The following is a 12,889-nucleotide window of genomic DNA, read 5'->3' on the forward strand; positions in this document are numbered from 1 at the left end:
CAGCAGACAGACGGCACACATCCTGGCAGCAGGCACACGACCCGAGGGCGGCATGACGGACACGGCGGACCAGGGCGGCACCGACCGCCCCGACCGCCCCGTGCGGCTGAGCCTGGCCGCGGGCCAGACGGCGGGGTCCGACCGGCGACGCCTGCTGCTCGTGGACGACCAGGGTGGCGAGTTCACGCTCGAGATCACGCCCGACCTGCGTGCCGCGGTGCGCGGTGACCAACCGCGTCGATTGGAGACCTCGATGAGCAGCAGCATCCGGCCCCGCGAGATCCAGACCCGGATCCGCTCCGGCGAGTCCGCGGAGGCGGTCGCCGAGGCGGCCGGCACGTCCGTGGAAGCGATCATGCCCTATGTCGCGCCGGTGCTCGCCGAGCGCGAGCACGTCGCCGAGCGGGCGCAGAAGGCGTCGGTGCGCCGTACCCCGGGCGAGGGCCAGCCCGCGTCCGGCGGAGGCGGCGCCCAGAGTCGCGTGCTCGGCGACGCCGTCGCCGGCCACCTGCGCGGCCGCGGCGGCGACCCGGGCGCCGTCGCCTGGGACGCCTATCGACGCGACACCGGCCGCTGGGTGCTGACCGGGACCTTCGAGACCTCCGAGCGCGGCGGCGTCGCGCGGTTCACCTACGACGCGCCGGGCAACTACGTCCTCTCCGACAACGACGACGCCCGCTGGCTGATCGGCGACGTGCTGCCGCCGGCCGAGCCGGCCCGCGACGACCTCCAACAGGCGCGCGAGCGCCGGCTGGCGGCGGTGCCGGAGGAGCTTCCGCTCGGCGACCTCGGGGACCCGGACACCGGTGCCGCCAGCGCCGCCGTCGACGCCGTCGACCAAGCACTGGACCTGGCCACCGGCGAGGCCGAGCCGCTCACGACGCCTGCCGACGAGCCGATCCGCGCCACCGCGGAGCCCGCGGCCGACGCCGCCGCCGAGGCCGCCGAGGCCGCCGAGACCGAGCGCGCCCGGCACCGCCGCCCCGTGCAGAAGAAGCGCGGGCGCGCCTCGGTGCCGAGCTGGGACGAGATCATGTTCGGCGGCGGAGACCAGTAGTCGACCCGTAGGGCGAGCGCGTAGCGTGCGCGCATGGCCTACTTCGTGACCGGCGCCACCGGGTTCATCGGGCGCCACCTCGTCGCCGAGCTCGTCGACCACCGGGAGGGTCCGGTCTTCGTTCTCGTGCGTGCGTCCTCGCTCCCGCGCATGGAGGCTCTGATCCGGCAGTGGGGCTCCGACCGGGTGCGACCCGTCGTCGGCGACCTCGCCCAGCCCTCGCTCGGGGTCGACCCCGGCTGGATCACCGAGCACGCGGGCGGGATCGAGCACTTCTTCCACCTCGCCGCCATCTACGACATCACCGCCGACGACGCGACCAACGACGCGATGAACATCGACGGCACGCGCCACGCGCTCGCCCTGGCCGAGGAGCTGCGGGCCGGCTGCTTCCACCAGGTGTCGTCGGTCGCCGCCGCCGGCGACTACCACGGCCGGTTCGACGAGACGATGTTCGAGGAGGGCCAGCCGCTGCCCTCGCCGTACCACCGCACGAAGTACGAGTCGGAGAAGATCGTCCGCGACGAGGCCGCGATCCCGTGGCGGGTCTACCGTCCGGCGATCGTGGTCGGCCACTCCGAGACCGGCGCGATGGACAAGATCGACGGTCCCTACTACTTCTTCCCGGTGATCAAGCGGCTGCGCGACGCTCTCCCCGCGTGGCTGCCGCTGGTCGGGCTCGACCTCGGCGACACCAACCTGGTGCCGGTCGACTACGTCGCCAAGGCGATGGACCACCTCGGGCACCTGCCCGACCGTGACGGCGAGGCCTTCCACCTGGTCAACCCCGAGCCACAGCCGGTGATCGAGATGATCAACGCCTTCTGCTCGGCCGCCGGAGCCCCGCGGTTCGCGACCCCGGTCGACCGCGCGGTCACCACAGCCGGGCCGCTCGGGCTGATCCCCCGCGCCCTGCGCCCGATGAACCTGATGAACGCCGTGGTCCGCTCCGCTCCCGCGCAGCGGGTCCTGGACCAGACCGTCGGCCGGCTCGGCATTCCCGCCGAGGTCCTCGCGCACACGTCCTTCCCCTCGGTCTTCGACTCGCGGATCACCGAACGCGCGCTCGCCGGCTCGGGCATCGGCGTCCCGCCGCTGGAGACCTATGTCCGGGCGCTGTGGGGCTACTGGGAGGAGAACCTCGACGACGCCACCGGCCGCGATGCCAAGGCGGTGACCGCGCTCAAGGACAAGTACGTCGTGATCACCGGCGCCTCCTCCGGCATCGGCCAGGTCGTGGCGCTCAAGGTCGCCCAGGCGGGCGGCATCCCCGTCCTCGTCGCTCGCGGCAAGGAGAAGCTCGAGGCCACCAGGGCGACCATCGAGCTGCGCGGCGGCCGGGCCGAGGTCTTCCCCTGCGACCTCTCCGACCTCGAGGCGATCGACCGGCTCTGCGAGCAGCTGGCGGCCGACCTGCCGAGCGTCGACTACGTCATCAACAATGCCGGCCGCTCCATCCGGCGCTCACTCAAGCTGTCGCAGGACCGGTTCCACGACTTCGAGCGCACCATGCAACTCAACTACTTCGGGGCGATCCGGCTCGTGATGGGCCTGATGCCGCAGCTGCACAGCCAGCGCTCGGGCCACATCGTCAACATCTCCTCGATCGGCGTGCAGACCAACCCGCCGCGCTTCTCGGCGTACGTCGCCTCGAAGGCCGCGCTCGACGCGTGGAGCAATGTCGTCTCTTCCGAGGTGGTCGGCCACGGCATCACCTTCACCAACGTGCACATGCCGCTGGTGCGGACGCCGATGATCGCGCCGACGAAGATCTACGACAAGTTCCCGACGATCTCCCCGGCCCAGGCGGCCGACGTGGTGATCAAGGCGATGGTCGACAAGCCCCACGAGATCAACACGGCGCTCGGCACCGCCGGCGAGCTGGCCCACACCATCGCGCCGCGCACTGCCTTCCGGGTCCTCAACCTGGCCTACCAGGTGTTCCCGGACTCGGCCGCCGCGAAGGGCCAGAAGCCGACCTCCCAGGCGGCCGCCGCGGCCGAGGAGGCGCCCGACAGCCACCACCGCGAGACCGAGCAGATCCTGATGGCCCAGCTGTTCCGGGGCGTGCACTGGTAGGTCAGCCGGTGGCCACCGGACGCGACGGGTCGGCGACCCACTCGCTCCAACTGCCCGGGTAGAGCGCGGCCGTGACCCCGGCCAGCTCCAGTGCGAGCACGTCGTGGGCCGCGGTCACGCCGGATCCGCAGTAGACCGCGACGTCGGCGCCGGGCACGGCACCGACCTCGGCGTACGTCGCGGCGAGTGCGGCCGGATCGCGGAACCGCCCGCTCTCGTCGAGGTTGCTGGCGCTCGGCACGTTGACCGCGCCCGGCACGTGACCGGCGACCGGGTCGACCGGCTCCACCTCGCCGCGATAGCGCTCGGCGGCGCGCGCGTCCACCAGCACCTCCGCCGTGCGCACCGTGGTCGCGTCGACGGTCGGCAGGTGGCCCGGTGCGGCCGTGAAGTCACCCGGCCCGGTCGCCTCACCGGCGCCGGTCGCCACGTCGCCACCCGCCTCGCGCCATGCCGGCCACCCGCCGTCGAGGACGCGGACGTCGCGGTGTCCGTGGTGGCGCAGCAGCCACCAGCACCGCGCTGCCGCGTGCCCGGCCCAGTCGTCGTAGACCACGACCGGGCGTGCCGCGCTCACGCCCGCGCGGCGCATCGCCGCCTCGAACACCGCGAGATCGGGCAGCGGGTGCCGGCCGTGCTCGCCCGGCGCTGCGGCGAGATCGCGGTCGAGATCGACGTACGACGCCCTGGGGATGTGACCCGCGGCGTACTCCCCGGGCCCGCCGGGGCCGCCCATCCGGTAGCGCACGTCCAGCAGGCTGACCTCACCGAGAGTGGTGCGGAGCTCGGCGACGCGGATCAGCCCGGACCTCATGGAGCGAGCCTAGACGAGCGCGGCGCTCCGCGGCCTGTGGAGGACGCCCCCGCGGCCGCCGCGGATCGGGCAGGCTCCCGGCCATGATCCAGGAGCCGGTGCCGACCCTGCTCGAACGGGTGCTGCGGCGCGCGGTCCGCGCGCAGGCGTCCGCCGAGGGGCGCTGTCAACGGCCGCCCGCCCTGCACGTCGGTATCCCCGGCGGGCGGGTGCGCTCCTTCGAGCTCCCCGACGACGGCCCGCTCGATCTCGCCCTGCGCGTCGAGGCATTGGAGGCGATGTGCCGCGACCATCTCGCCGACGATGTCGTGCCGCTCGTCTGGCTGACCCGACCGCCCGATGGCCACGATGCCGAGGACCTCGCGTGGGCGGCCGCCGTCGGCTGCGCCGGCGCCGAGCTCGGGGTGCGGCTCGACCTGGTCGTCGTCACCCGCCGCTCGTGGCGCGACCCGCGCTCGGGCGTCGGCCGTCGGTGGACCCGCCTGCGGCGACCGGCAGGTCAGGCTGCGGGCAACTCGTCCGGGTAGACGATGTCGATCTCGACGATCGTCTGCGGGAAGTCCTTGCGGTTGTTGGTGAGGAACCGGTCGGCGCCCGCTGCCACCGCGGTCGCGAGGTGCGCCGCGTCGGCAACACGCAGGCCGTAGCGCACCGCCAGTGTCAACGCCAGCCGTCCGACCGATTCGTCGACCGGCTGCAGCTCGAGCCGACCGAGCAGGCTGAGCAGCGTGGCCGTCCTCTCGTCCGCGGGATCCTGGCGCATCGGCTTTGCCAGCACCTCCGTCAGGAGGAGGATCGATCCGACTCCGACCACGTCGTTCGTGCCCGCGAACAACGCCGCGACCCGGCCGCCCAACGTGTGGTCCTCCTCGGCGGCGTAGATGAGCACGTCGGCGTCGAAGGCTGTCAGCACTGCTACCGAGCGTCCCGGTCCGCGCGGATCTCCGCGACCAGCTCGTCGGCCCACCCGGGCGGACCCGCCGCCCGCTTGAGCGGCTCATGGCGCGCCCTCTCGAGCAACTCGCCGATCCGGTCGGCTTCGACCCACGCCTCCCGCGCCCGACGGGTGCGGAGGACCTCGGGCCGCACGAGCACGGCGACCACCCGGCCGTGGCGGGTGATCTGGACCTCCTCGCCGGCCTCGACCCGGTCCAGCTGGGCCGGGAGGGTCTGGCGCGCCTCGCTCGCACTGATCACGGACATGCTCCGATCGTACGTTAATGTACAAGGTTGTACAACGACGCCGTGGTCATGGACGGCACGGTCTCAGTCCCAGGTGTGCACCGGCTGGTTGTCGTGCATGCGCTGCCGATAGTCGGCCAGCACCGCCCGCAGGGCGTCGTACCTGTCGGCGTCATCGTGCTCCTGCACCCGCCCGGCGAACCAGTCGGCGGCGTTGGTGCCGCCGAGGCAGCGCTGCTCGATGATGTCGAGGTACCGGTGCGCCTCGGCCGGGTCCACGCCCCAGGCCGCCAGCCCCTCGTGGGCGAGGGGCAGCAGTCGGCGCACGACCAGCTCGGTCGCGCGCACCTTGCCCAGCTGGGGCCAGTAGACATCGGCGTCGATGCCGAACCGAGCGGCGCTGTGGAAGTTCTCCTCGGCGGCACTGAAGGACATCTGGGACCACAGCGGACGGTCGTTCTCGGCGAGGGCCCGGACCAGGCCGAAGTAGAACGCAGCGTTGGCGACCGTGTCGACGACCGTCGGCCCCGCGGCCAGGATCCGGTTCTCCACGCGCAGGTGCGGCAGGCCGCCGGTGATGTCGTAGACCGGGCGGTTCCAGCGGTAGATCGTGCCGTTGTGGAGCCGCAGCTCGGAGAGATTCGGCGTGCCGCCGGCCTCCAGGACGGTGAGCGGGTCCTCCTCGTCGAGCACCGGGAGCAGTGGCGGGAAGTAGCGGACGTTCTCCTCGAACAGGTCGAACACCGAGGTGATCCACCGCTCCCCGAACCACACCCGCGGCCGCACTCCCTGGGCCTTGAGCTCCTCGCCACGCGTGTCGGTGGCCTGCTCGAACAGCGGGATCCGGGTCTCGGACCACAACTGCTTGCCGAGCAGGTAGGGCGAGTTGGCCGCGACGGCGAGCTGGATGCCGGCGATGGCCTGCGACGCGTTCCAGTACGCCGCGAACTGGTCGGGGCTCACCTGCACATGGAACTGGGTGCTGGTGCAGGCCGCCTCCGGCATGATCGTGTCGACGGTCGCGTTCAGCCGCTCGACGCCGCGGATGTCGATGAAGATGTCCTCGCCGCGGGCGCGCAGGATCTGCTCGCTGAGCAGGCGGTAGCGCGGGTTGGCGCTGATCACCTCGGCCCGCAGGTGCTCCGGCGCGAGGGTGGGCAGGATGCCGATCATGACCAGGTGGGCCCCGAGCGCCGCCGCCCGCTGCTCGGCGTGGTTGAGGCTGTCGCGCAGCTGGATCTCGTAGCCCTCCAGACCACCGGAGCGCAACGGTCCCGGCGGCAGGTTGAGCTCGATGTTGAACTGGCCGAGCTCGGTCTGGAAGTCGGGATCCTCGATCGCTTCGAGCACCTCGGCGTTGCGCAGTGCCGGGTCGCCCGCGCCGTCGACCAGGTTGAGCTCCACCTCCACCCCGGTCCACGGGTCGTCGGTGTCGAAGGCCGACTCCCGCAGCATCCGCTCGAACACGTCGAGACAGCGACGGACCTTCTCCCGGTAGCGGGTCCGGTCGGCGGGCGTGAACTCCTGGGCCGCGACGTCGTCTCCCATGCACCGACCTTAGACCCAGGCTGAGAGGAGTCGGCCGCGCTATCAATGGTGCGTCGTCGCCGGCGGGAGCCCGCTGTCCCACGCGAACCCTCCCCTCCACGTGCTCGGCGGCACCGCTTCCCGGAGCAGCGAGGCCAGGTGCTCAGCCACCCGGTGGCCCGGGCAGGCGCCCAGGCAGCGGTCGACGGCGGTCCAGGCGAGCGCGCCGTCGCCGGCCTGCCAGGCGGACCATCCCAGGAGGAGGGCCGGCGCGGCCACGAGGGCATCGGGCGCGCGGCGCACTGCGTCGGACCAGAGCCGGAGGTGCGCCTGCGCGTTGTGGCTCTCGAGATCGGACCAGGCCGCGTCGCGGACCCGGGCGGCCTGCATCGCCCACAGCAGCCGGGCCAGGACGGCGTCGTCAGGCAGGGCCTCGGCGGCGAGCAGCGCGCGCACGGTGCGCAGCACCCAGTCACCGGCGTCGCGGAGCGCCCGACCGCCGGCCGGCACCCCGCCGTCGGCCAGCCGGCCGGCGACCAGGGCGGTGCTGACCGCCGCCGCGGCGACGGGGTCCTGCGCGAGCGAGGCGACCAGCTCGGCGCGGGAGCCGTGCAGCCGACGGCCCGCGAGCGCCGCGGCCAGCACGAAAGGATGGGCACCGACGTCGTAGGGGTGGCGCCGGCGCCGGACGGCGGGGTCGGGATGCCCGAGATCGCGGTAGTGCGTGCCGTCGGCGAGGAGGGCGGTCAGCAGCACCAGCCCGCTGCGCCGACAGGCGCGCCGCAGGGCGCGATGCACCGCCTCCGCCGCGGGTGGGTCGTCGGTGTAGTAGAGCAGGACGGCATGGGTGGCACCGTGTCGGAGGGCCGGGCCGAGGAGCTCGGCGACGACCAGCCGGCGCACGTCGCGGGACCGCACGGCCGTCGGTGGCAGGTCGGTGCGAGCGTGGAAGGGGTGACGGGCGCCGAAGGTCATCAGGACGACGGACTGCTCGGGCCAGAACCCGATCAGGACCGGGGCCGCGGCGAGCAGGTCCTCGGGGCCGTGAACGGTCAGCGAGGTGCGTGGGCGGGGCGTCTCGGAGGTCGTGGTCATGACGAGCACGGTGGCCCGAACGGTCGACAGGCGGGCGGATCGCGGCGGGCCCCTGGGGAGGACGCGGACCGGAGGACGCCCTGGGGACGGTCGAGGGCGTCGAGTGTCACTGGTGAGCACTAACGTGACGGTCGTGATCCGTCCCGGGCGTTCGCCGCGTCACCCCGACCGCTCCCCCGGGGTCGATCACTGATGCGCGCCCATGCCTCGATCCTGCACCTCGACCTCGATGCGTTCTTCGCCGCGGTGGAGCAGCGCGACAAGCCCTCGCTGCGGGGCAAGCCGGTCATCGTCGGCGGCACCGGCGGTCGCGGCGTGGTGTCGACCGCGTCCTACGAGGCCCGGGTGTTCGGCGTCCGCTCGGCCATGTCGACCCGGGAGGCGCGCGCCCGGTGCCCGCACGCGGCGTACCTCTCCGGTCGCTTCGATGCCTACCGCTCGGCCAGCGCCGCGGTGATGGCGGTGCTGCGCGCCTGCTCGCCGCTGGTCGAGCCGCTGTCGCTGGACGAGGCCTTCGTCGACCTCGCCCGAGCCGACCTCCCGGACCTGGAGGTCGCCACGGTGACCGGCCTCGCCGAGGAGCTGCGCGCCCGGGTCCGCGAGGTCACCGGCGGGCTGACGGCGTCGGTCGGGATCGCCTCGTCGAAGTTCCTCGCCAAGATCGCCAGCGACCTGCGCAAGCCCGACGGACTGGTCGTCATCGAGCCCGGGACCGAGCTCGCCCTGCTCCGCCCGCTGCACGTGTCGGTGATCCCGGGCGTGGGTCCGGCGACCGTCGAGCGACTGCGCCGGGCCGGCGTCCACACGGTCGAGGAGCTGGAGCGGGTCAGCCAGGAGGAGCTGGTCCGACTGGTCGGCAAGGCCCAGGGGCTCGCCCTCTTCCACCTCGCCCGCGCCGAGGACGACCGGCCGGTCGTCGCCGACCGCGAGACCAAGTCGGTCAGCGTGGAGGGCACCTACGAGCACGACCTGACCGACCGGACCCAGATGGCCGCGATCGTCACCCGCCAGGCGGGCGAGGTCGCCAAGCGCCTGCGGGCCGGCGGCCTGTCCGGCCGCACGGTCACGATCAAGGTCCGCCTCTACGACTTCACCACCCTCAGCCGCTCCTCGACCCTGCCCGCGCCCACCGACGACCCCGCGACCATCGCCCGGCTGGCCCGGACCCTGTTGGAGGACCTCGACACCTCCGGCGGCGTACGCCTGCTCGGTGTCGGCGTCTCCGGGCTGGCCGACTGGATCCAGGAGGACCTCTTCGCCGGGGCGGCCGAGGAGCCGGAGGCCGACGAGGGCACCGTGGTGGAGGCGGCGGAGGAGCCTGAACAGGCGGGCGCCCGCTGGCGCAGCGCCACCTGGGCGCCCGGCATGGACGTCGTCCACGCCGAGCACGGCCGCGGCTGGGTGTGGGGCTCGGGCCGCGGCGTCGTGACCGTGCGCTTCGAGACGGCCGAGACTCCCCCCGGGCCGGTGCGCTCCTTCGCCACCGACGACCCGGACCTGGAGCGCTGGCGCCCGCCCGCGCAGGAGCAACCGGCGGAGCAGTAGCGTTCCGGGCATGCCCGTCCCGCCGAGCGCCCCGCGCCACCCCGTCACCACGACGCACCACGGCCACTCCCGCACCGACGAGTACGAGTGGCTGCGCGCCAAGGAGGACCCGGCGGTCATCGCGCACCTTGAGGCCGAGAACGCCTACACCCAGGAGCGCACCGCCCACCTCGCCGACCTGCGCGGCCGGATCTACGACGAGATCAAGGCCCGCACGCTGGAGACCGACCTCTCGGTGCCGACCCGGGTGCGCGGGTTCTGGTACTACGGACGCTCCTTCGAGGGCCGCCAGTACGGCGCCAGCTGCCGCGTCCCCGTGAGCGACCCGGACGACTGGACGCCCCCGCAGCCCGCCGCCGACGCCCGCCCCGACCAGCCCGCCTTGCCCGGCGAAGAGGTGCTGCTCGACCTCGACGCGCTGGCCGAGGGCCACGAGTTCTTCAGCCTCGGCGGCTCCTCGGTCAGCCCCGACGACCGGCTCCTCGCGTACGCCGTCGACGTGGTCGGCGACGAGCGCTACACCGTCCGCGTGCTCGACCTGGCCACCCGCGAGCTGCACGACGACGTGCTGACCGGCGTCATGGGCGGCGTCACCTGGGGCGACAGCACTGGTTCCGCGGGTGCGGACCACTTCTACTACACGACCGTCGACGAGGCATGGCGTCCCGACAAGGTGTGGCGACACCGCCTCGGCACCGCGCAGGCCGACGACGAGCTGGTCTTCCACGAGCCCGACGGCCGGTACTTCGTGGGCGTCGGGCGTACCCGCAGCCGCCGGTACGTCATGATCGCGGCCAGCTCGAAGACGACCTCGGAGTTCCACGTCCTCGACGCCGCCGACCCGCAGGCGCAGCCGGTCTGCTTCGCCGCGCGCACCGACGGCGTGGAGTACTCCCTCGAGCACGCGGTCGTCGGCGGCGAGGACCGGTTCCTCGTGCTGCACAACGCGACCGGCCCGGAGTTCGAGCTCGGCCATGCGCCCGCCGTACCCACGGCGCCGGCCGACTGGCGGCCGCTGCTCCCGCACGACCTCGCGGTGCGCCTGGAGGACGTCGACGCCTTCGCCGGCCACCTGGTCGTCCAGCAGCGCAGCGGCGGCAGCAGCCAGGTCCGGATCCTCGACCTCGGCGACGACCCGGAGAGCCCGGTGACGGGCGACCGGTTCGTGGAGTTCCCCGGCGAGCTCGCCACGGTGGGCGCCGGCAGCAACCCGGCCTTCGAGCAGCCGACCATCCGGGTCGGCATGACCAGTCTCGCCCGGCCCTCGGCCGTCTACGACCACGACCTGCGCACCGGCGAGCTGGTGCTGCGCAAGCAGGCGCCGGTCCTCGGCGGCTACGACCCGGACGCCTACGAGGAGCACCGACTCTGGGCGCCCTCGGTCGACGGCGTCGAGGTGCCGATCTCCCTGGTCGTCCGCAAGGGTGCGCGGGGCGCGAGCGGGACCGACCCAGTGCCCGTCCACCTCTATGGGTACGGTGCCTACGAGGCGTCGATCGACCCCTACTTCGCGGTCGCCCGGCTCTCGCTGCTCGACCGCGGCGGCGCGTTCGCGATCGCCCATGTCCGAGGCGGCGGCGAGATGGGCCGGCACTGGTACGACGACGGGAAGCTGGCGCACAAGCAGCACACCTTCGACGACTTCATCGCCGCGGCCCGCCACCTGGTGGCGGCCGGCTGGACCACGCCCGAGCGGATCGTCGCGGAGGGCGCCAGCGCCGGTGGCCTGCTCATCGGCGCGGTCGCCAACCAGGCGCCCGAGGCGTTCGGCGGGTTCGTGGCCGGCGTGCCGTTCGTCGACACCCTCACCACCATGCTCGACGCGACGCTCCCCCTGACCGTCCCCGAGTACGACGAGTGGGGCAACCCGAGCGACGACCCGGTCGCCTACGAGCGGATCGCCGGCTACGCGCCGTACGAGAACGTCGCCGACCTGCCCTATCCGCCGATCCTGGCCGAGACCTCCCTGAACGACACCCGGGTCCTCTACGTCGAGCCGGCGAAGTGGGTCGCGCGGCTGCGGGAGCGGGCGCCACGGGCCGAGGTGCTGTTGCGCACCGAGATGGCGGCCGGTCACGGTGGCGTCTCGGGCCGCTACCGGGCGTGGGAGGACCGCGCCTTCTCGCTCGCGTGGATCCTGGACCGCCTCGGCCTGGCCCAGGCGGAGCCGGCCGGCTCCGGGCCCGCAAGTTGAGAACTCCCTGAGATTCGCCGCTCGGCGCAACTTCTGCTGGTTCCCGGACGTCAAAGCCGATGAGAGCAACACCGAAGGTCCTGGGGAATCCCGGGTACCTCCCCGGTGTTGGAACCACAGGTGCGGAGGGCTTCCACCGCACGGGCGAAGGAGGGACCGCGATGACGACCACGATGACGAGGCCGGCGAGCACGAAGCGGAACACCGGGCGGGAGATCGAGGGCCGCGACAGCGTCGGTCTGTACCTCGACGAGATCGCCCGCACTCCCCTGCTGGACGCGGCACGGGAGGTCGAGCTCGCGAAGGCGATCGAGGCCGGCCTGTACGCCGAGCACCTCCTCGCCGAGGGTCGGATCGGCCGCCGAAAGGGGGGCGCGCCCAAGCAGGCCAACGAGGCCGAGCTGGAGTGGATCGCCGAGGAGGGCCGCAAGGCGGTCACCGAGTTCATCAACGCGAACCTGCGCCTCGTGGTCTCCATCGCCCGCAAGTACGGTCGGGCCCAGATGCCGATGCTCGACCTGATCCAGGAGGGCAACACCGGCCTGATCCGCGCGGTCGAGAAGTTCGACTACGCGAAGGGCTACAAGTTCTCCACCTACGCCACCTGGTGGGTCCGGCAGGCCATCACCCGGGGCATCGCCCAGCAGGCGCGCGTCGTCCGGCTGCCGGTCCACGTGGTCGAGGAGCTCAACCAGGTCGGCGGCGCCCGCCGTACCCTCGAGCGTCAGCTGGGCCGCGACCCGGAGCCGGCCGAGATCGCCGCCGAGCTCGGCCTCGAGGTCGACCGGGTCCTCGACCTGATGGCGTGGGGCCGTGAGCACGTCAGCCTCGACACACCGGTCGACGAGGACGGCGACACCTCGCTCGGCGACCTGATGGCGCAGGAGACGGCACCGGGTCCCGACCTGACCGTCCTCGACGTCGAGGCCCGCGACCGGCTCAACACGCTGGTCGACCAGCTCGACCCGCGGGCGGCCGACATCATCCGCTCCCGCTACGGCCTCACCGACGGCCGACAGCACAAGCTCGCCGACATCGGCGTCAAGCACGGCATCTCGGCCGAGCGCGTGCGCCAGCTGGAGCGGGAGGCGCTGCAGAAGCTGCGCCGACTCGGCGACCCGGACATGGCCGCCTGAGCCTGGGTCCGCACCACCTGCTCGCCGAGCACGAAGGTTCTGGGGGCGGCCACGGGCGCACTGCGCCCGTGGCCATCCAGGACCATCATCTGGAAGGTCACCAGGCCGGCCAGCACGGCGACGTAGAGCATGACGAAGTGCCGATGCCTCGATCCGGCCATGACAACGGTCTCCCTCACCCTGCGGTCGGCGCGCGCCCGAGCAGCCCGCCGCGCGACGCTCACCCCTGAGGCGATCGCACGACGGGCCACTCGGCATGC

The 12,889-nt window shown here is 73.1% G+C and carries 11 protein-coding genes; 6 read left to right on the forward strand and 5 right to left on the reverse strand.

The features are described from left to right. Positions 1-52 precede the first annotated feature (52 nt). Both sepH and QJ852_15555 read left to right on the forward strand, forming a co-directional pair. Entirely contained in the window at positions 53-1,057 is a 1,005-nt protein-coding gene (gene sepH / locus QJ852_15550) for a septation protein SepH (GenBank protein WGX94565.1), read from the forward strand. Positions 1,058-1,090: 33 nt separating this feature from the next. Then, positions 1,091-3,136 (forward strand): SDR family oxidoreductase, encoded by a 2,046-nt coding sequence (locus QJ852_15555; GenBank protein WGX94566.1) that lies wholly within the window; start codon positions 1,091-1,093, stop codon positions 3,134-3,136. Position 3,137: 1 nt separating this feature from the next. Here QJ852_15555 and QJ852_15560 read toward each other — a convergent pair whose 3' ends face one another. Beyond that, positions 3,138-3,950, reverse strand: a complete 813-nt coding sequence (locus QJ852_15560) for a sulfurtransferase (protein ID WGX94567.1) — start codon at positions 3,948-3,950, stop codon at positions 3,138-3,140. A gap of 83 nt (positions 3,951-4,033) precedes the next feature. Here QJ852_15560 and QJ852_15565 point away from each other — a divergent pair, with 83 nt between their 5' ends. Further along, positions 4,034-4,477: a hypothetical protein gene (locus QJ852_15565; protein ID WGX94568.1), complete on the forward strand. Its 444-nt coding sequence runs from the start codon at positions 4,034-4,036 to the stop codon at positions 4,475-4,477. Here QJ852_15565 and QJ852_15570 read toward each other — a convergent pair. The 4 genes from QJ852_15570 to QJ852_15585 form a co-directional block, all read right to left on the reverse strand. Next, positions 4,450-4,863 (reverse strand): PIN domain-containing protein, encoded by a 414-nt coding sequence (locus tag QJ852_15570; protein WGX94569.1) that lies wholly within the window; start codon positions 4,861-4,863, stop codon positions 4,450-4,452. The two genes, QJ852_15565 and QJ852_15570, sit on opposite strands and share 28 nt — an antisense overlap. Positions 4,864-4,865: 2 nt before the next feature. After that, positions 4,866-5,153 (reverse strand): type II toxin-antitoxin system Phd/YefM family antitoxin, encoded by a 288-nt coding sequence (locus QJ852_15575; protein WGX94570.1) that lies wholly within the window; start codon positions 5,151-5,153, stop codon positions 4,866-4,868. A 63-nt stretch (positions 5,154-5,216) separates the two neighbouring features. Next, on the reverse strand, positions 5,217-6,680 hold the full coding sequence (locus QJ852_15580) for a glutamate-cysteine ligase family protein (protein ID WGX94571.1): 1,464 nt from the start codon (positions 6,678-6,680) through the stop codon (positions 5,217-5,219). Between the two features lie 42 nt (positions 6,681-6,722). Further along, positions 6,723-7,754, reverse strand: coding sequence for a DUF4192 domain-containing protein (locus tag QJ852_15585; GenBank protein ID WGX94572.1), 1,032 nt, complete (start codon positions 7,752-7,754; stop codon positions 6,723-6,725). 192 nt (positions 7,755-7,946) lie between these two features. On the opposite strand from QJ852_15585, the gene QJ852_15590 reads away from it, so the two are divergent. From QJ852_15590 to QJ852_15600, 3 genes are all read left to right on the forward strand, one after another. Continuing rightward, positions 7,947-9,299: a DNA polymerase IV gene (locus QJ852_15590; GenBank protein ID WGX94573.1), complete on the forward strand. Its 1,353-nt coding sequence runs from the start codon at positions 7,947-7,949 to the stop codon at positions 9,297-9,299. A gap of 10 nt (positions 9,300-9,309) precedes the next feature. Continuing rightward, on the forward strand, positions 9,310-11,493 hold the full coding sequence (locus QJ852_15595; GenBank protein WGX94574.1) for a S9 family peptidase: 2,184 nt from the start codon (positions 9,310-9,312) through the stop codon (positions 11,491-11,493). A gap of 161 nt (positions 11,494-11,654) precedes the next feature. Then, complete coding sequence (locus tag QJ852_15600; protein ID WGX94575.1) at positions 11,655-12,629, forward strand: sigma-70 family RNA polymerase sigma factor; 975 nt, start codon at positions 11,655-11,657, stop codon at positions 12,627-12,629. Positions 12,630-12,889: the final 260 nt, after the last annotated feature.

Source organism: Nocardioides sp. L-11A (assembly GCA_029961745.1).
Lineage (GTDB): Bacteria > Actinomycetota > Actinomycetes > Propionibacteriales > Nocardioidaceae > Nocardioides.